This is a genomic window from Pseudomonas sp. Pse1 (assembly GCF_024519635.1).
Lineage (GTDB): Bacteria > Pseudomonadota > Gammaproteobacteria > Pseudomonadales > Pseudomonadaceae > Aquipseudomonas.
On record NZ_JALJRO010000005.1, the window covers coordinates 228,808 to 246,244 of the forward strand.

Annotated in this window: 17 protein-coding genes; 12 read left to right on the forward strand and 5 right to left on the reverse strand. The window is 61.7% G+C overall.

The features are described 5' to 3' along the window. Positions 1-95: 95 nt before the first annotated feature. Genes kdpF through NR126_RS10265 form a run of 6 tightly spaced genes read left to right on the forward strand, consistent with a single transcriptional unit; the run spans position 96 to position 8,002 of the window. The gene (gene kdpF, locus NR126_RS10240; protein WP_081786396.1) at positions 96-185 is read left to right on the forward strand and encodes a K(+)-transporting ATPase subunit F; all 90 of its coding nucleotides are present in this window, start codon (positions 96-98) and stop codon (positions 183-185) included. A gap of 7 nt (positions 186-192) precedes the next feature. After that, positions 193-1,887, forward strand: a complete 1,695-nt coding sequence (kdpA, locus tag NR126_RS10245; RefSeq protein WP_256830145.1) for a potassium-transporting ATPase subunit KdpA — start codon at positions 193-195, stop codon at positions 1,885-1,887. Positions 1,888-1,910: 23 nt separating this feature from the next. Beyond that, a complete protein-coding gene (kdpB, locus tag NR126_RS10250) occupies positions 1,911-3,968 on the forward strand; it encodes a potassium-transporting ATPase subunit KdpB (RefSeq protein ID WP_256830146.1) in 2,058 nt (685 codons plus the stop codon). A gap of 55 nt (positions 3,969-4,023) precedes the next feature. Further along, the gene (gene kdpC, locus NR126_RS10255) at positions 4,024-4,569 is read left to right on the forward strand and encodes a potassium-transporting ATPase subunit KdpC (RefSeq protein WP_256830147.1); all 546 of its coding nucleotides are present in this window, start codon (positions 4,024-4,026) and stop codon (positions 4,567-4,569) included. 40 nt (positions 4,570-4,609) lie between these two features. Further along, positions 4,610-7,261, forward strand: a complete 2,652-nt coding sequence (locus NR126_RS10260) for a sensor histidine kinase KdpD (protein WP_256830148.1) — start codon at positions 4,610-4,612, stop codon at positions 7,259-7,261. A 48-nt stretch (positions 7,262-7,309) separates the two neighbouring features. Next, positions 7,310-8,002 carry a response regulator gene (locus tag NR126_RS10265; RefSeq protein ID WP_027620128.1) on the forward strand — a complete coding sequence of 231 codons (693 nt, stop codon included), beginning with the start codon at positions 7,310-7,312 and terminating at the stop codon, positions 8,000-8,002. Between the two features lie 18 nt (positions 8,003-8,020). Here NR126_RS10265 and NR126_RS10270 read toward each other — a convergent pair whose 3' ends face one another. Then, complete coding sequence (locus NR126_RS10270) at positions 8,021-9,058, reverse strand: patatin-like phospholipase family protein (RefSeq protein ID WP_027620129.1); 1,038 nt, start codon at positions 9,056-9,058, stop codon at positions 8,021-8,023. A 214-nt stretch (positions 9,059-9,272) separates the two neighbouring features. Here NR126_RS10270 and NR126_RS10275 point away from each other — a divergent pair, with 214 nt between their 5' ends. From NR126_RS10275 to NR126_RS10285, 3 genes are all read left to right on the forward strand, one after another. After that, complete coding sequence (locus tag NR126_RS10275; RefSeq protein WP_027620130.1) at positions 9,273-9,551, forward strand: hypothetical protein; 279 nt, start codon at positions 9,273-9,275, stop codon at positions 9,549-9,551. A gap of 86 nt (positions 9,552-9,637) precedes the next feature. Next, on the forward strand, positions 9,638-10,405 hold the full coding sequence (locus NR126_RS10280; protein WP_256830149.1) for a CHAD domain-containing protein: 768 nt from the start codon (positions 9,638-9,640) through the stop codon (positions 10,403-10,405). Positions 10,406-10,508: 103 nt separating this feature from the next. Then, entirely contained in the window at positions 10,509-11,306 is a 798-nt protein-coding gene (locus NR126_RS10285; protein ID WP_256830150.1) for an acyl-CoA thioesterase II, read from the forward strand. A 6-nt stretch (positions 11,307-11,312) separates the two neighbouring features. On the opposite strand, the gene NR126_RS10290 is transcribed toward NR126_RS10285, so the two are convergent. From NR126_RS10290 to NR126_RS10300, 3 genes are all read right to left on the reverse strand, one after another. Beyond that, on the reverse strand, positions 11,313-11,675 hold the full coding sequence (locus NR126_RS10290; protein WP_027620133.1) for an Mpo1-like protein: 363 nt from the start codon (positions 11,673-11,675) through the stop codon (positions 11,313-11,315). Between the two features lie 104 nt (positions 11,676-11,779). Further along, positions 11,780-13,261 (reverse strand): methyl-accepting chemotaxis protein, encoded by a 1,482-nt coding sequence (locus NR126_RS10295; protein ID WP_256830153.1) that lies wholly within the window; start codon positions 13,259-13,261, stop codon positions 11,780-11,782. Positions 13,262-13,344: 83 nt separating this feature from the next. Continuing rightward, positions 13,345-14,163: a TatD family hydrolase gene (locus NR126_RS10300; RefSeq protein WP_256830154.1), complete on the reverse strand. Its 819-nt coding sequence runs from the start codon at positions 14,161-14,163 to the stop codon at positions 13,345-13,347. Positions 14,164-14,396: 233 nt separating this feature from the next. On the opposite strand from NR126_RS10300, the gene NR126_RS10305 reads away from it, so the two are divergent. The 3 genes from NR126_RS10305 (at position 14,397) to NR126_RS10315 (ending at position 16,909) form a co-directional block, all read left to right on the forward strand. Continuing rightward, positions 14,397-15,818, forward strand: coding sequence for a transglycosylase SLT domain-containing protein (locus NR126_RS10305; protein WP_027620136.1), 1,422 nt, complete (start codon positions 14,397-14,399; stop codon positions 15,816-15,818). A 102-nt stretch (positions 15,819-15,920) separates the two neighbouring features. Beyond that, on the forward strand, positions 15,921-16,355 hold the full coding sequence (locus NR126_RS10310; RefSeq protein WP_256830155.1) for a DoxX family protein: 435 nt from the start codon (positions 15,921-15,923) through the stop codon (positions 16,353-16,355). Between the two features lie 245 nt (positions 16,356-16,600). Beyond that, the gene (locus tag NR126_RS10315) at positions 16,601-16,909 is read left to right on the forward strand and encodes a hypothetical protein (protein ID WP_027620138.1); all 309 of its coding nucleotides are present in this window, start codon (positions 16,601-16,603) and stop codon (positions 16,907-16,909) included. 3 nt (positions 16,910-16,912) lie between these two features. On the opposite strand, the gene greB is transcribed toward NR126_RS10315, so the two are convergent. Then, positions 16,913-17,410: a transcription elongation factor GreB gene (gene greB / locus NR126_RS10320; RefSeq protein WP_027620139.1), complete on the reverse strand. Its 498-nt coding sequence runs from the start codon at positions 17,408-17,410 to the stop codon at positions 16,913-16,915. Positions 17,411-17,437: the final 27 nt, after the last annotated feature.

Consider the following 17,437-nt stretch of genomic DNA (forward strand, 5'->3'; position numbering starts at 1 on the left):
TATGCCAGGCCCGCCCCCTCGATCTCGCACCTTTACGCCCTGACCACAGAAAATTCCTCCACACGCGGCAATACGCCGTAACACGGAGAAATTCCATGAGCGTTCTGGACGGGGTGTCCCTGCTGTTGGCAGTGGGACTGTTCATTTATCTGTTGGTTGCGCTTTTGCGCGCGGATCAGGGGTAGGGCGGCTATGCACAGTTATGACTATTGGCTGATTGTTGCCTTCTTTGCTCTGGTGTTGATCCCGGCACCGTTTTTGGGGCGTTTCTACTACAGGGTGATGGAGGGCCAGCGTACCTGGTTGTCGCCGCTGCTCGGGCCGGTCGAGCGGGGTTGTTATCGTCTGGCCGGTGTCGATCCGCAAACCGAACAGAGTTGGCAGAAGTACACCCTGGCCTTGCTCGCCTTCAACCTTGCGGGATTTTTGTTGCTGTTCATGATCCTGTTGTTTCAGGACCATTTGCCGCTCAATCCGCAGAACCTGCCGGCCCAGGAATGGACCCAGGCCTTCAACACTGCAGTCAGTTTCATGACCAATACCAACTGGCAGTCCTACAGTGGTGAGGCCAGCCTAAGTTACTTGAGTCAGATGGTCGGTCTCACGGTGCAGAACTTTGTCAGCGCGGCGACCGGCCTCGCCGTGCTGATCGCGCTGTGCCGGGGGATTGCTCGCAAGTCGACGCAGACCTTGGGCAACTTCTGGGTCGATATGACCCGCGCCACGCTCTACGGTTTGCTGCCACTGTGTCTGTTGCTGGCACTGTTTCTGGTCTGGCAGGGTGTCCCACAGACGTTCGCTCAGTACGTGAATGCACTGACCCTGCAAGGTGTTGATCAAGTTGTTCCTCTGGGGCCGGCTGCGAGTCAGATCGCGATCAAGCAATTGGGCACCAACGGGGGCGGTTTCTTCGGCGTCAACTCGGCCCATCCGTTCGAGAACCCGACGGCCTGGAGCAATCTGTTCGAACTTGCCTCGATCATTCTGATCCCGGTGGCGCTGGTGTTTACCTTCGGCCATTACGTCAAGGATCTGCGCCAGAGCCGGGCAATCATTGCCTGCATGTTGGCCCTGTTCCTGATCGGTGGTGCCGTGTCGTTGTGGGCCGAGTACCAACCCAACCCTCTGTTGAACAACGTTGCGGTGCAACAGACAGCGCCACTGGAAGGTAAAGAAGCGCGCTTCGGCACCACAGGCACGGTGCTCTGGTCAGTGACCACCACGGCAGCCTCCAATGGTTCGGTCAACGGCATGCACGACAGCCTCAATCCGTTGAGCGGCATGGTGTCCCTGGTCAACATGATGGTCGGCGAAGTGATTTTCGGCGGGGTGGGTGCAGGCCTCTATGGGATGTTGCTCAACGTGCTGATCGCGGTGTTTCTTGCCGGGCTGATGATTGGCCGAACCCCCGAGTACCTAGGCAAGAAACTGCAGGCCAGGGAAGTACAGTTGCTCGTGGTGACGCTGCTGGTGATGCCGTTGGGTGTACTGGTGCTGGGTGCCTTGGCAACGAGTCTGCCAGGTCCGGCCGCGACCATCAGCAACCCCGGCCCTCACGGTTTCAGCCAATTGCTCTATGCCTACACCTCGGCCAGCGCGAATAACGGTTCGGCCTTCGCCGGGCTGGGCGCCAACACGCCCTTCCACAACCTGATGCTCGGTCTGGGGATGTTGATTGGACGCTTCGGTTACATCCTTCCAGTGTTGGCACTGGCGGGCAGCCTGGCGCTGAAAAAGACCGCGCCGATTGGCCAGAACAGTTTCCCGACCCATGGTCCGCTGTTCGTGACGCTGTTGACCGTGACCATTTTGCTGGTGGGCGGCCTGACCTTCCTGCCGAGCCTGGCGCTGGGTCCCATCGCTGAACACCTGAGCCTGGGCTTCTGAGCCTCTTTTTCTGGAGCTGGATGATGAACATGCCCGCAACCAAAGCCGCCGCCGCCAAGGCGCCGGCGCAACCCAACACCGCGATCTCGGCCCTGTGGCGGCCGGCACTGGTGCAAGCCTTCGTCAAGCTTGATCCTCGGCAGTTGAAGCGTTCACCGGTGATGCTGGTAGTCGAATTGACCGCGATACTCACCACCCTGTTGTGCCTGGTCCCGGACACTGCGGTGCCGACCCTGGTCGCGGCGCAAATTGCCCTGTGGCTGTGGTTTACCGTGTTGTTCGCCAACTTTGCCGAAGCTCTCGCCGAGGGTCGTGGCAAGGCTCGGGCTGACAGTCTCAAGGCCGGGAGCGAAGGCCTCAGCGCCCGGCGCAAGCAGGCCGATGGCAGTTTTCAGGTGGTGCCCGCCACCAGCCTGCGCAAAGGTGATGTGGTGCGGGTTGCAGCCGGGGAAATGATCCCGGGGGACGGCGAGGTCATCGAGGGGATTGCCGCCGTCAACGAAGCGGCGATCACTGGTGAGTCGGCCCCGGTGATTCGAGAGTCGGGTGGTGATCGTTCGGCGGTCACCGGTAATACGCGACTGGTGTCTGACTGGCTGCTGGTGCGCATCACCGCCAACCCCGGCGAATCGACGCTGGACCGGATGATCGCCCTGGTCGAAGGCGCCAAGCGCCAGAAAACCCCCAACGAAATCGCACTGGATATCCTGCTGATCGGCCTGACCATGATCTTCCTGGTAGTGGTCGTGACCCTGCAGCCTTTCGCTCACTTCGCCAATGGCAGCCTGCCGCTGGTGTTCCTCGTGGCGCTGCTGGTCACGCTGATTCCCACCACCATCGGCGGCCTGTTATCGGCCATCGGTATTGCCGGCATGGACCGTCTGGTGCGCCTCAACGTGATCGCCAAATCCGGCCGTGCCGTGGAGGCTGCGGGGGACGTGCATGTGCTGTTGCTGGACAAGACGGGCACCATCACCTTTGGCAACCGTCGTTGTTCGGCCATTTATGCCGCGCCCGGCGTGACTGCCAAGGAACTCGCCGAGGGGGCATTGTTCGCTTCGCTGGCCGATGACACGGCTGAAGGCAAATCGATCGTCGAGTACTTGCGTGGGCTTTATCCACAGGCTGAGCCGACCGCCGACGCCCTGACCGCCGTGCCCTTCAGTGCTGAAACCCGGTTATCCGGTGTGGACTATCAGGGCCGTGTGTTCCGTAAAGGCGCGGTGGATTCGTTGCTGGCTTTCATCGGCCAGAGCCGTGGCGACCTGCAACCGGCGATGTCGCGGGAAATTGAGCGGATTGCCCAGAGTGGTGGTACGCCGCTGCTGGTGTGTGCCGATGGCAAGTTGTTGGGTGCGATCCATCTCAAGGATGTGGTGAAGCCCGGGATCCGCGAGCGCTTCGCCGAGCTGCGCAAGCTGGGGATTCGCACGGTCATGGTCACTGGCGACAACCCTTTGACGGCAGCGGCGATTGCTGCCGAAGCGGGGGTCGACGATGTCCTGGCCGAAGCGACGCCGGAGAAAAAACTGGCACGCATCCGCCACGAGCAAAATGACGGCCGCCTGGTTGCCATGTGTGGCGACGGTGCCAACGACGCGCCGGCGCTCGCTCAGGCGGATGTCGGCATGGCGATGAACGATGGCACCCAGGCGGCACGGGAGGCGGCGAACATGGTCGACCTCGACAGCGATCCGACCAAGCTGCTGGACGTGGTGCAGGTCGGCAAGGAATTGCTGGTGACCCGTGGGGCGCTGACCACCTTTTCCATCGCCAACGATGTGGCCAAGTACTTTGCGATCCTGCCGGCGCTGTTCGCCTCGATTTATCCACAGCTTGGTGTGCTCAACATCATGCATTTGAGCAGCCCGCAAAGCGCGATTGTTTCGGCCATCGTCTTTAACGCGCTGATTATTGTCGCGCTGATTCCTCTGGCCCTGCGTGGTGTGCGGGTGCAGGCCGCGAGTGCGGCCCATCTGCTGCGGCGCAACCTGCTGATCTACGGGGTTGGCGGGATCGTCGTGCCGTTCGCCGGGATCAAGCTGATCGACCTGCTATTGACCGCGCTGCACCTGGTGTAAGCGCTGCGTGCCGCGCCAGGGGGCGCGGCGCTCAAACTGATTCGAGGGTTTCGCCATGTCCACAATGATTCGCCCAGCCTTGAGCCTGCTGCTTCTGATGACCCTGATCACCGGCGTCGCCTATCCCCTGGCGGTGACCGGTATCGCCCAGCTTGCCTTTCCTGAGCAGGCCAACGGCAGCCTGCTGCGGGACGCGGACGGCAAGGTGCGTGGTTCGGCACTGATCGCCCAGGATTTCGTCGGTGATGCCTGGTTTCATCCACGGCCGTCAGCGGGTGGGTTTGCTACCGTTTCCAGCAGCGCCAGCAACCTCGCTCCGAGTAATCCGGCATTGGCCACGCGAGTGATCGAGGCGGCCACTCAGCAGCAGGTTGCAGGACAGGGGCCGGTGCCGCTGGCCTTGCTGACCACTTCCGGCAGCGGCCTGGATCCGCACTTGCCACCTGAGGCGATTGCCTATCAACTGGCGCGGGTTGCCGCTGCTCGCAACCTCTCGCAGGCCACTCTGCAACAGTTGCTCGAGGCGCATATAGAGCGGCCGCTGGTAGGCCCGCCAGTGGTGAATGTGCTGGAATTGAACAGGGCTTTGGAAAGGTTGTAGCTGTTGATGGATCCGTTAATTCGAACAAAGAGAGTTCCCGATGAGTGATTCCGGCCGCGCCGACGCATTGCTGGCTGATTTACCCCGCGAGGGGCGCGGCCGACTCAAGGTATTCCTGGGGGCCGCTCCAGGAGTGGGCAAAACCTACGCCATGCTGCAAGCCGCCCACAGCCTCTTGCGCCAGGGCGTGACAGTCATTGCGGGCGTGGTGGAAACCCACGGCCGTGCTGAAACCGAGGCCTTGCTCGCCGGCTTGCCGCAGCAGCCATTGCTGCGCAGCGAATACCGTGGCGTACAGTTGGAGGAAATGGACCTCGATGGCCTGATGCTGGCCAAGCCGAAGCTGGTACTGGTGGACGAGTTGGCCCACAGCAATGCCCCCGGCAGTCGACATGCCAAGCGTTGGCAGGATATTCAGGAACTGTTGGCCGCCGGGATCGACGTCTATACCACGGTCAACGTGCAGCACCTGGAAAGCCTCAATGATCAGGTGCGCGGCATAACCGGCGTGCAGGTGCGCGAAACCCTGCCCGATTGGGTGTTGCAGGAGGCCTATGAACTGTTGCTGATCGACTTGCCACCCCGTGAGCTGCTGGAGCGTTTGCGTGATGGCAAGGTGTACGTGCCCGAGCAGGCGCGGGCGGCGATCGACGCGTTCTTCACGCAGACCAATCTCACTGCGCTGCGCGAACTGGCGATGCAGACGGCGGCGGCGCAGGTCGATGATGACCTCAGTCGCGGCTATCGGCAATTGGGCCAGGCGGCGCCGGCGGTGCGCGGGCGTTTGCTGGTGGGGGTCGACGGCGATGCCCAGGCCGAGCGCCTGGTACGCCATGCCAGTCGCGTCGCGCAGCGTCGGCATTTGCCCTGGAGCCTGGTGCATGTGGACAACGGCAGCGTACGCGATGAGCAGGCGCGGCTGCGCCTGCAAAGCGCCCAGCAACTGGCCGAACGGTTGGGCGGCGAAGTGGTGTTGCTGCGGGCGGGTGAGGTGGCGAAAACCTTGATCCAGCATGCTGCCGAACGGCGCGCCAGCTTGGTGCTGGTCGGTCAGTCCCAGCCGCGTCTGCGGCGCCGGCTGTTCGGCGGTGGACTGGCTTCACGGTTGTTGCGCAATGCCCGTGGCCTGGAAATCAACGTATTGGACAGCGACGAAGAACAACATCAGCCGCGCCAGCGTCCGGTGCAGTCGCTGGTGTGGTTCGATTACGCTCTGGCACCGGTGGCGACGGTGCTGGCCAGCGCCCTGGCCTGGGCCGTGTCGAGTGTGTTGCCGCTGCCGAACATCTCCCTGGTGTTTCTGGCCGCCGTATTGCTGGTGGCGGTGCGCAGCAGTCTGGGGCCGGCGCTGGTGTGTGCGGTGCTGTCTTTCCTGACCTACGATTTTCTGTTCATCCCGCCGAATTTCTCCTTCGCGATTCAGCGTGAAGAGGACGTGCTGACTCTATTGTTTTTCCTGCTGATGGCGGCGCTCACAGGCAACCTCGCCGCACGTCAGCGCCGGCAATTGCAAGCGCTGCGCGATACTCAGGAGGAAACCAGTGAACTGCTCGATCTGTCGCGCAAACTGACTGCGGCCACCGATCGGCAGGCGGTGGTCAGTGCCGCGGCGCAGCACCTGCTGGGCTGGAACGATCTGCAGCTGTGCCTGGTAAATCGGGACGGGCAGGGCGGCTGGAAAGTCGAGACGGGCGGCCCGCTGCAGTTCAATGAAGCCGAGCGCGCCGCCGCCGATTGGGCCTGGCAGCACGATCAGCCGGCGGGCATGGGCACCGGGACGTTGCCCTTCGGACGTTGGTGGTGGTGGCCGTTGTCGGTGGATGACGGTCCCCTGGGTTTGCTGGGTGTTTGCCCCAAGGCGGGAGAGGTGTTCAGCGCCCAGCGCCGACGCTTGCTGACCGCACTGAGCCAACCATTGGCCCAGGCATTGGCCCGGGCCCGCCTGGCCGAGGACCTGGAGGCCGCGCGCCTGCATGGCGAGACCGAGCAGTTGCGCAGCGCCTTGCTGGCCTCGGTGTCCCACGATCTGCGCACGCCATTGACCTCCATGCGCGGCAGCATCGACAGTTTGTTGGCCTTGGGCGAGGCTATCCCGCTGGAAGATCGTCGAGAGTTGCTCGAAGGCACCCGCGATGAGGCCGAGCGACTGGATCGCTACATCCAGAACCTGCTGGACATGACTCGCCTGGGGCATGGTGCGCTGAAGCTTACGCGCGACTGGGTGGCTCCGGCCGATATCGTCGGCAGTGCGCTCAACCGACTGCGCGCGGTGCTGGCGCCGCTGCAGGTGATCATCGAGGTGCCGAGCGAGTTGCCGCTGCTGTTCGTCCACGCCGCGTTGATCGAGCAGGCGCTGGTCAACGTGCTGGAAAACGCCGCGCGTTTTTCTCCCACCCACGGCCGCTTGCAAGTGAGTGCGGGCGCTGGCGACAGCGAAGTGTTTTTTTCGGTCAGCGATGAAGGTCCGGGGATTCCGAAGGACGAACGAAGCAAGATCTTTGACATGTTCTACACCGCGGCGCGGGGTGATCGGGGCGGGCAGGGCACCGGGCTGGGCCTGGCCATCTGCCAGGGCATGGTCGGTGCCCATGGCGGGCGGATCAGCGTGGCCAGTGGCATTCAAGCGCGGGGCACCTGCATTACTCTGCACCTGCCCCTGCAGGAGCAACCGGGGCTTGAGGGTGAAGCCTGATGCCTGCTGCGCTACTCTCTTGCCACTAACCTGAGCTGAATTGAATACATGACGCAGACCGCGACCATCCTGGTCATTGATGATGAGCCGCAGATTCGTAAATTCCTGCGTATCAGCCTCGCCTCCCAGGGCTACAAAGTGCTGGAGGCGGGCACCGGCGCCGAGGGCTTGGCCCTGGCGGCGCTGAACAAACCGGACGTGCTGGTGCTCGACCTGGGCTTGCCGGACATGGACGGCCAACAGGTGTTGCGCGAATTTCGCGAATGGTCGACGGTGCCGGTGCTGGTGCTGTCGGTGCGCGCCAGTGAAGGCCAGAAGGTCGAGGCGCTGGATGGCGGCGCCAACGATTACGTGACCAAGCCGTTCGGTATTCAGGAGTTCCTCGCCCGAATTCGTGCGCTATTGCGCCAGGCACCAGGCGCAGAGGCACCGGAGGCGGCACTGAAATTCGGTCCATTGACGGTGGACCTGGCCTATCGACGAGTGCAGCTCGACGGGGTCGATGTCGCATTGACCCGCAAGGAGTACGCGGTACTCGCGCAACTGGCGCGTCACGCCGGCCGGGTGATTACCCAGCAGCAACTGCTCAAGGACATCTGGGGGCCTACTCATACCGAGGACAGCCACTATTTACGCATCGTCGTCGGGCATCTGCGCCAGAAACTGGCAGATGATCCCACCCGGCCGCGGTTCATTCTGACCGAGGCGGGTGTGGGCTATCGCTTGCTCAGCGAGACGTGAACCATTGTTCTTTGCAGATCAGTCGCGCTCATTCTCGTAGCGGTCCAGGGTGTCCCGCGCAATCTCACGTCCCAGGGCGATCAACTCCGGCGCCTTGTAGAACTCGAAAAACCGGCAGACCCGTTTCGGCACGTTGATCAGGACGTCCGGTGGATAACCGGCGATCTTGTACTGCGCCAGGGACGTTTGCATCACCTCAAAGCTTTGGTTGATCAGGTCCAGCAATGAGGCGGGGCCGACGTTATCGATGATAAACGAGCCGGTGGCCGACTTTGGCGCACCTTCGTTTTCCGGACCGTTGGCCGGTTGCTGGGCTTCGGGTTCGGCGGGCTCGATCCAGGGGTTGAACTCCGCGGCTTCACTGCGCAGTGCTTCCTGTTCCAGCAAAAGCAGTTGCTCGGCCTGTTTGCGGCGGAACGGCATATGCGAGCCGAGAGAGTTGAGCAGGCTGTCGAAGCGGCTTTTGAAGGCTGCCGGACGCTGGATCACTGGCAGTTGGTAGTGTTTCTGGTTGGTCGAATTGAGATTGACCGCGATGATCAGGTCGCAATGGCTCGACACCACCGGCACGATCGGCAAGGGATTGAGCAGGCCGCCATCCACCAGCATGCGGTTGCCCTGCATCACCGGGGTGAACAGGCTGGGAATCGCCGCCGAGGCACGCATGGCCTGGTGCAGGCAGCCTTCCTGGAACCAGATTTCCTGCTGGTTGGTCAGGTCGGTGGCTACGGCGGTGTAAGGGATGCGCAGCTCTTCAATGTTGATCTCGCCGACAATCTTGCGGATCTGCCCGAAAACTTTTTCACCCCGTATAGCACCCAGACGAAAACTGACGTCCACCAGGCGCAGGACATCGAGGTAATCCAGGCTTTCAATCCAGTCACGGTAATCGTTCAGTTTGCCAGCCGCGTAGATGCCGCCCACCACGGCCCCCATGGAGCAGCCAGCGACACAGGCAATGTCGTAGCCGCGTCGTTCAATTTCTTCGATGACCCCGATATGGGCATAACCCCGGGCGCCACCGGAGCCGAGTACCAGTGCGACGCGCTTCTTCATGTAGGTGTTCCTTGCCCAAGCAGGTTTTAACAATGCACCTTTTCGGGGGCGTGCTTCAATCACACTGACTCGTTCATGCCGTTTTTTCGACACTGCATGACGGCAGATGGGTATTCTCGCCGGCGCTATTGTTTCCAACGCTCAGGCAAGGCACTTTTGCTCGCGTTGACCGTCATACCCAGCACGATTGTTTTTCTACCTTGAGGTGTCTTTGATGAAAGCATGGATTTGTCTGCCATTGGTTGCGTTGCTGTTGGCCGGTTGCGCAGGAAAGACCGCCTATCGCGATAGCTGCGCCAGCCAACTGGATGCCGCCTGGAAAGAACTGGACTTGGCCAAGGCCGAAGGATTTGCCGGCACCGTGAGTTATTCCAAGGCCCTGTCGCTGCTGACCGGCGCCAAGACCCAGCAGCAATTCGAAGCCTTTGAAGGTTGCAGCAACAAGGCTGAGAAAGCGCGCTTCTACATTCGCGAATCCCGCGCCGGTCGTTGAGTTCCGGTTGATCCGGGGCAATACCGGTGTCTGGAGTTGTGCCGATCATGGGTGCAATGGGGTGAAGGTTGAGTGTGGAGTTCGGTATGTCAGTGTTGGTTGATCGGTTGGTGGCTCAGGTGCTGGGCGTGCAGGTGCGATTACTGGCGTGTCAGGCGCGCTTGAGTGCCAGGACCGACCCAGAGGCTTTGCACGATTTACGCACCACGGTTCGCCGCTTGCGCAGCCTGTTACGGCCCTTGCGTGGCTTGCCCGGGGTCGAGCAACTGGAAGCAGCGGCGGCGAGCGTCGGCGAACTGACCACGCCGCTGCGCGATCGTGAAGTGTTGGCCGCCTATCTGCTCGAGCAGGGGCATATGCAAGCGGCCGAGCAGCGGATTCGGCAAATGGCCACGGCCTTTCCCGAAGTAGCGGACAGCGCTCAACTGTCGCAATTGCTGATGGTGCTCGATGTGTTCCCACGCTTTTTGCGAGCCTCCCAACGCCAGGGGTTGCTCAAGGGCTTGCGCGGGCGTATCGAAAAGCGCCTGGCCAAACAATGGAAAACCCTCGACCGGACCCTCCATGACCCAGCCCATGATCGGCATCGCCTGCGCCTGCTGATCAAGCGTGTGCGGTACGCCATCGAAGCCTACCCCGAACTTGACCGTTTGCCGGCCGCCGCCATGCCGCGGCTCAAGGCGGCGCAAAGTGCCCTGGGCGACTGGCATGATTGCTGGCAATGGCTGGCGCGTGTCGAGCACGAATCGGACTTGGTGCCCTGCGTTGCGGTCTGGCAGCAGACCATGCTTGAGGCACAGGAGCGCGCTGATCGGGTGCTCGACAAGTTGAGTGCGGCCTGCTTCAAATCTTGAAGCGGCGGCGTATCTGTCAGTCACTTTGGCCTAAACAGGTGCTGTGTAGAGCCTTCGGGCTGGGTAAGATCGGACAATTCCTACGCCCTGTTCCGAGGTTTCCATGCGCTTTTCAGAATTGATCGATGCGGTTCGGCGCTCACCTGCCGGGTTGGTGATCCCTGCCCAATGGAGCCAGGGACGCGCCAGTTTTGGCGGCCTGGTCGCGGCTCTGCAGTACGAAGCCATGCGTGCCAGGGTCCCGGCGGATCGCCCGGTGCGCTCGCTGGCGATCACCTTCGTCGGACCGGCCGCGCCCGACGTGCCGATTCAGTTTGAAGTGGAGGTGCTGCGCGAAGGCAAGGCCGTGAGTCAGGTACTGGGACGCGCCATGCAAGATGGCCAGGTGGTCACGCTGGTACAGGGCAGCTTCGGTGCCTCGCGTGCTTCCGAAGTCGAGATCGCGGCCGCTCCTGCGCCGCAAATGAAGCATTGGGACGATTGCCAGGAGTTGCCGTACATCCCGGGAGTGACGCCCGAATTCATGCGCCATCTGGCGATGCGCTGGAGCATCGGCGGCTTACCGTTTACCGGCAACACTTCGCGGGAAATGGGCGGCTGGGTTCGATTGCGCAATGAAGTCGAAGCGCAACCGCTCAGCGAAGCCTGCATCCTGGCGCTGGTCGACGCCTGGCCACCGGCGCTGTTGCCGCACCTGAAAAAGCCCGCAGCCGGCAGCACCCTGACCTGGACCATCGAATTCGTCCAGCCGTTGCTCGAGCTCAGTACGCTGGACTGGTGCAAGTACTGCGTCACCACCGAGCATGCCCGCGATGGTTACGGGCACGCCGCGGCGGCACTGTGGAGTGCCGAGGGCAAGTTGATTGCTTTGAGCCGGCAGACGGTGACGATCTTCGCCTGATGCCGCTCAGCGGCGGTGGCGCTCACGCCAGGCGCGCCACCAGCCGCCACTGAGGACATAGCGCGGAAAGGTCAGGAACTGCTCGACCAGCAAGCGCGAGAGGGCGTCCTTGCGATCACTGAAAGGTTCGGCCGCCTCCGCTTCCAGGCTGTGCCCATGGCGCTGCAGACCCAGTGCGGCGAGCAACCCGATGATGCCAATCGCAACGTTGGTGAAGCTCAGGCTGAACACGCCGGACACGATCAACAGAAACGCCAGGATAAACAGCGGCACGGCAATCAGATGCAGGACCAGGTTGGTCGGGTGCTGGTGATTGTTCGGGTAGGCCCGCCATTGCCAGGCGGGAAGGTTGGGGTGACGTTTGCCCATGAAGCTACTCCTCGATCCGTGTGAAACACATGGTTGAAGAATAGGCCGGCCCGCGGTGGCCGGCGAATCAAGGTTGGCTATCGAGTTGATAGTGGGCCTTTCAGTTAAAGCTTGAGCTGGCCGATCGCCTTGTTCAGTTGGCCGGCCAAGGTCGCAAGCTCGTGGCTGGTGGTCGCCGAATCCACGGTCTGCTGCACGGTGTCCTCGGTTACATCGCGAATACTCACCACCGCGCGATTCATCTCTTCGGCAACCTGGCTCTGCTGCTCGGCGGCCACCGCGATCTGGGTATTGCTTTCCCGCATCTGTGCCACGGCGCCAGTGATTTTTGCCAGCGCGCTTCCCGCTTCCTGCGCCTGCTGCACGCAGTCGTCGGCTTTGAACGAACTCTCCTGCATGAAATCCACGGCGTCGCGGGTCCCGGCCTGCAGCGCTGAAATCATCCGGGTGATTTCGTCGGTGGAACTCTGCACGCGCTTGGCCAGGTTACGCACCTCATCGGCGACCACTGCAAAGCCGCGGCCCATTTCGCCGGCGCGGGCGGCTTCGATGGCGGCGTTGAGGGCCAGCAGATTGGTCTGCTCGGCAATGCTGTGAATCACGCTGACCACGCCATTGATTTTCTGGCTGTCCTCGGCCAGGCGCTGGATCATCTCGGCGGTCTGTTGCACACCGGTGGACAGCCCGGCGATCGAGTCCTGCACCCGGCTGACCACTTGCTGGCCGCTGCCTGCGAGGTTGTCGGCGGTTTGCGACAGATCACGGGTGGCGCCCGCGTGTTGGGCAATGTGATGAACCGTGGCGGACATTTCGTTGATCGCCGTGGCGGCCTGGTCGGTCTCGCTTTGTTGACCGAGCATGCCATGACGCACGTCGTTCATGCTGCTGGCCAGGCGTGCGGCGCCAATATCGAGTTGGCGTGCGGTGTCGGCCACTGTGGTTACGACCCGTTGATAGCCGGCCTGCATGGCGTTGAAGGCGCTGGCCATCTGACCCACTTCATCGGCGCAGGACAGCGGTACGCGAGCCGCCAGGTCGCCGGTTTTCTCCACGTGCAGCATCACATCCTTGAGGGTGTTGAGTTGGCTGAGCAAAAAGCGGATCAACAACTGCGATGCGCCGAGCATGGCCAGCATCAGGATCAACACGGCCAGCGCATAGTTCATGAAGCGGTCGCTGAAGACCTGGGTCAAGCTGGGGCCGTAGGCCAGTACGGCCGTGCGCTGACCCTCAGCACCGGGCACGACTTCGGCGCCGATCAGCAGGTCGCGGCCAAACACCGGCATGGAGTTGAGCGGTACCCAGCCGCTGGCCTGGCTCAGTTGGGGCAAGGGCTGTTGGTTCAGGGTTGGAATTTGCTCCGATCCGTAGCTCAGCAGTGAGTCGGATTTCGGCAACGCTTGATCGGCGGGCCAGTGACGGATCAACTGCGCCTGTGCCTCGGCACCCTGGCGTGCCGCCTGATGGCGAGCCTGTTGCTCAAGCTGCACCGCGTACAGCACCAGGAGCAGGGTGGTGACGAAGGCGACGGCATTGACCGCCCAGAATTTGTACTTCAGCGAGATATTGCTAAGCCAGGCACCCATGGAGGTCTTCTCTGATAGCGGAAACAACATTGGCAAGGTGCCATCATTGTGCCGCTATGAGAGACGCTGTGTCTTGATATGGGTCAAGAGTCGCTATCGGCAAGCGTAGGCAAAGCGAAAAAAGCCCGTGCGCATGCAGTGCTATGGGTTGCAAGATCTTCGATGCTTTCGCCCCGATGCAGCGCCACTTCTCGCAGGACCTCAGTCAGGTAAGCCGGCTCATTGCGGCCATTCTTCGGCTTGGGGCGCAGGCTGCGCGGCAGCAAGTAAGGCGCATCGCTTTCCAGCATCAGACGACCACGGGCAATCTCGCGCACCAGTGGGTGCAAGTGGGTGCCACGGCGTTCGTCGCAGATCCAGCCGGTGATGCCAATGTGCAGGTCCAGATCCAGGTAGCTGAACAGGGCTTTCTTTTCACCGGTGAAACAGTGCACCACGGCGGCGGGCAGGCGGTCGCGGAAGTCCCGCAGGATCTCCAGCAGGCGCTGGCTGGCATCGCGTTCGTGGAGGAACACCGGCAGTTGCAATTCAACCGCCAATGCCAGGTGTTCTTCGAGGACTTTCTCCTGCTGCGGGCGTGGCGAAAAATCGCGATTGAAATCCAGCCCGCATTCACCCACGGCGCGCACGCTCGGTTGCTTGAGCAAGTCGCGCAGGTGCCGGGCGCTGTCGGCATTCCAGTCGCTGGCGCTGTGAGGATGAATGCCGGCGGTAGAGAACAGGCGCTGGCCGCCTTCATCCAGTTGCTGGCACAGTTCCAGGGCTTGTTCACTGCCCTCGACACTGGTGCCGGTGAGCACCAATTGGCAGACGCCGGCGGTGTAGGCGCGATCAAGTACCGCCTGGTGTTTGTCGGCGAAACTGGGGTTGGTCAGGTTGACGCCGATATCGATGAGTTGCATGGTGCTACCCTGGGTCTGCGGCCGGAAAGCATAGCAGAGCTGTAGATTTATAAGAAAAACCAAGAACTACAAAGAGTTAAAGCTGTCTTTTGATGCCGGCAGTGCGCCGCGTCGGATTTGTCTTCCGTCGTTGCTCCTGCCTCCGCTCGTTGCCAGCGCTCCAGGCGCTCTGTTTCTGTCGACCTTCTGCCGATTTTTTCCGGCAGTGGGACAGTATTCTTTCCGGAGAACGGATGACGCGACTCCAGGTTTTACTCGTGCTGTGCTTGTCGATGCTGCTGCCGTTTCCGGCGCAGGCGCGGCTGGCCGGGCCAGTGGAAGCGCTGCCGTCGGCCAAGGTTCGTGACTTGGCGCAGATCCGCGCCAGCCGCGTGCTGCGGGTGCTGGTCAATCAGAGCCGCAACAGTTCCGCAGAAGTCCAGGGCCAGAGCATCGGCATGGAATACCATCGTCTGCGCGCTTTCGAGCAGTACCTCAATGGCCATGCCCGGGATGGCCAGGAAATCTCCCTGAAGATTATTCCCAAGGCTAAAGATCAACTGCTTGGCGCCCTGCAACGCGGCGAAGGCGATCTGGTAGCCCCGGGTGAGTTGCTCGACGCGCAAAGTATTCATGCGGTCAGCAGCAGTGAGCCGATTGTCAGCAACGTGCCGTTGCTGCTGGTGGGGATCAAGGGCGAACGTCGCTATACCAAGCTTGAGCAACTCTCCGGCAAAACCCTGGCGCTGCCCACTGGGAGCGCCGCTGGCGAGGCAATCAATCAGATCAACCAGAAACTGGCGCTACGCAAGTTGCCACCGGTGACCATCGAGTGGGTCGATCCGAGCCTGGCGGTCGAGGACGTGCTGGAGATGGTCCAGGGCGGGATTTTCCACCTGACCATTGTCGAGCAACCGATTGCCGAGCGCTGGGGCAAGATCCTGCCAAAACTGCGTTTCGATCGTCAGGTGCTGATCAGTGAGCCGGGGGAGGAATACTGGTTCGTACGCCGCGACGCGTCGATGCTGCGAGCCAGCATCGACCGTTTCCTGACCACCTACAAACCGCCGTCCGACCAGGACGTGGCCTTCCTGCGGGTCTATCGCCGCCTGTATCAGGTACGCGATCCGCTGGCGCGCGCCGACCGGCAACGGCTGGAGAAGGTGCGCAGCGTCCTGCAAAAGCACGCCCGGGAGCAAGGCATGGACTGGCTTAATCTCGCGGCGCTGGCGTTCAAGGAGTCGGCGTTGCAGCCCACTGCCCGCAGTGGCAGCGGTCCGACCGGACTGATGCAAATTACCCCGTCTGCGGCGCAGCGGGTCGGGGTCAACAATGTTCAATCCTTGGACAACAACGTTCAGGCTGGAGCGAAGTACCTGGCCTTGATTCGCCGCAAGTTTTTCGCCAGCCCCAAACTCAACGAGCGTGAGCGCATGGCGTTTGTCCTGGCCGCCTACAACATCGGTCCGGAACGGGTCCAGGGCATGCGCGCCGAGGCCCGGCGTCGCGGCTTGAATCCCAATCAGTGGTTCTTCCAGGTCGAGCGCATTGCCATGGAGCAGGTGGGAATGGGCCCGGTCAGCTACGTGAACAGCGTGAACAAGTATTACTTGGCCTATGACCGGCAACGAGAGTCGTTGGAGCCGCAGACGCAGAAAGTTGTGTCTCGTAAGTAATCGAAAAAGTTGATTTGTTTGCGGAGGTTTTTGCGCTTTTCTCATTCATTTTACTGTTTATGATGGCGGCCAACCAACACACTCTCACTTGGATGGCAGAGCATGAACACAATGATCAACAAGGTACTTTCCACTCGCGCCGGCTACGGCCTCACCGTGGTGCGCCTCTTCGTCGGCATCATCTTCGCAGCCCACGGCGCGCAGAAACTCTTTGGCCTGTTCGGTGGCTACGGGATTGCCGGGACGGCGCAGTACATGGAAAGCATTGGCCTGGCCCCGGGCCAGTTGATGGCGATCCTGGCCGGCGGGACCGAATTCTTTGCCGGACTGGCGTTGATCATCGGCCTGCTGGTGCGCCCGGCCGCCCTGGGGCTGACGGTCTTGTCCCTGGTGGCGATCTTCTCGGTGCACATCAGTAACGGCCTGTTCATGGTCAACAACGGCTACGAGTTTGCGCTGGCATTACTGGGCGGCAGTATCGCGGTGCTGGTGGAAGGGGCCGGCAAGTTGTCGGTAGACCGTGCCATCGTTGGCTAAGTGCTCTGGCTCAAGGCTAAGGCCCGCATTGTGCGGGCCTTTTTTGTTATTGGCGATTCTTGACACTGTCCGGTCAGCTTCTCTAGGATATTGTCATGCGCCGATTTAAACAGCTACTTGCGGGGCGCCAGGTGACCTATCCGTTGCCGTCAGAAGCTGCAGCAAGCTTCGAAATACCGCTAAAGCGCTGGTTCGGTGTTGCCTCTCACCTGCCATGCAGACCTCTGGGGCAGAGACACGACATAATGAATGCACTACACCCGCCAGTACGTCCCGCGCCGATCACGGCCCATTTGACTCAACGCAACCCGAAAATCCTGCTTGGCGGTAATCACCAGCCGACGCTGTTGCGTTATCTGGACGGTTGGCCACGGCGCAACAATGGCCCGGCGGCCTTCCTGATCCAGTTCGTCGAAGACGGTGAGTCACTGGCGCGCTTTGCCAGCGACAGTTTCGATCTCGCGGTGATCCAGTCGCCCTCTGCCGAAGAGGCCGGCGAAGTGATCACGCAATTGGTGCGTGTGGCCCGTCAGGGTTTGATTGCTCGCCGCTGAATGTCAGGGGTAGTCGATCGCGGTGATGTAGACGAACTGCTCGCCTTCCGGTGTCTGCACCCGCACTTCCGCATCCAGCGCTTTACCAATCAAGGCTCGCGCCAGCGGTGAGTCGATGCTGATCAGGCCTTGCTTGAGGTCCAGTTCGTCCGGGCCAACGATGCGATAGCGTGACTCCTTGCCCTGCTCATCCTCGATGGTCACCCAAGCGCCGAAATAAACTTTGTTCGGGTCGCTGGGTTTTTCGCTGACCACTTTGAGCGCTTCCAGGCGCTTGGTGAGAAAGCGCACCCGGCTGTCGATCTCGCGCAGCATCTTCTTGCCGTAGGTGTATTCGGCATTTTCCGAGCGGTCACCCTGGGCTGCGGCTTCGCTGACGGCCTGGGTCACTTGGGGCCGACGCACGTGCCAGAGCTCATGGAACTCGGCACGCATCCGCGCTTCGCCTTCGGGTGTGATCAGGGCAGTGCCGGCAGGACGAGGAGGGCGGTAACGGCTCATTGCGGTTTCTTGTGTGGGGAAAGCATC

What these genes read in the sequence shown, in the direction of transcription:
- kdpF (WP_081786396.1), top strand. Translation starts at nt 96, where the DNA reads ATGAGCGTTCTGGACGGGGTGTCCCTGCTGTTGGCAGTGGGACTGTTC.
- kdpA (WP_256830145.1), top strand. Translation starts at nt 193, where the DNA reads ATGCACAGTTATGACTATTGGCTGATTGTTGCCTTCTTTGCTCTGGTG.
- kdpB (WP_256830146.1), top strand. Translation starts at nt 1,911, where the DNA reads ATGAACATGCCCGCAACCAAAGCCGCCGCCGCCAAGGCGCCGGCGCAA.
- kdpC (WP_256830147.1), top strand. Translation starts at nt 4,024, where the DNA reads ATGTCCACAATGATTCGCCCAGCCTTGAGCCTGCTGCTTCTGATGACC.
- NR126_RS10260 (WP_256830148.1), top strand. Translation starts at nt 4,610, where the DNA reads ATGAGTGATTCCGGCCGCGCCGACGCATTGCTGGCTGATTTACCCCGC.
- NR126_RS10265 (WP_027620128.1), top strand. Translation starts at nt 7,310, where the DNA reads ATGACGCAGACCGCGACCATCCTGGTCATTGATGATGAGCCGCAGATT.
- NR126_RS10270 (WP_027620129.1), bottom strand. Translation starts at nt 9,058, where the DNA reads ATGAAGAAGCGCGTCGCACTGGTACTCGGCTCCGGTGGCGCCCGGGGT.
- NR126_RS10275 (WP_027620130.1), top strand. Translation starts at nt 9,273, where the DNA reads ATGAAAGCATGGATTTGTCTGCCATTGGTTGCGTTGCTGTTGGCCGGT.
- NR126_RS10280 (WP_256830149.1), top strand. Translation starts at nt 9,638, where the DNA reads ATGTCAGTGTTGGTTGATCGGTTGGTGGCTCAGGTGCTGGGCGTGCAG.
- NR126_RS10285 (WP_256830150.1), top strand. Translation starts at nt 10,509, where the DNA reads ATGCGCTTTTCAGAATTGATCGATGCGGTTCGGCGCTCACCTGCCGGG.
- NR126_RS10290 (WP_027620133.1), bottom strand. Translation starts at nt 11,675, where the DNA reads ATGGGCAAACGTCACCCCAACCTTCCCGCCTGGCAATGGCGGGCCTAC.
- NR126_RS10295 (WP_256830153.1), bottom strand. Translation starts at nt 13,261, where the DNA reads ATGGGTGCCTGGCTTAGCAATATCTCGCTGAAGTACAAATTCTGGGCG.
- NR126_RS10300 (WP_256830154.1), bottom strand. Translation starts at nt 14,163, where the DNA reads ATGCAACTCATCGATATCGGCGTCAACCTGACCAACCCCAGTTTCGCC.
- NR126_RS10305 (WP_027620136.1), top strand. Translation starts at nt 14,397, where the DNA reads ATGACGCGACTCCAGGTTTTACTCGTGCTGTGCTTGTCGATGCTGCTG.
- NR126_RS10310 (WP_256830155.1), top strand. Translation starts at nt 15,921, where the DNA reads ATGAACACAATGATCAACAAGGTACTTTCCACTCGCGCCGGCTACGGC.
- NR126_RS10315 (WP_027620138.1), top strand. Translation starts at nt 16,601, where the DNA reads ATGAATGCACTACACCCGCCAGTACGTCCCGCGCCGATCACGGCCCAT.
- greB (WP_027620139.1), bottom strand. Translation starts at nt 17,410, where the DNA reads ATGAGCCGTTACCGCCCTCCTCGTCCTGCCGGCACTGCCCTGATCACA.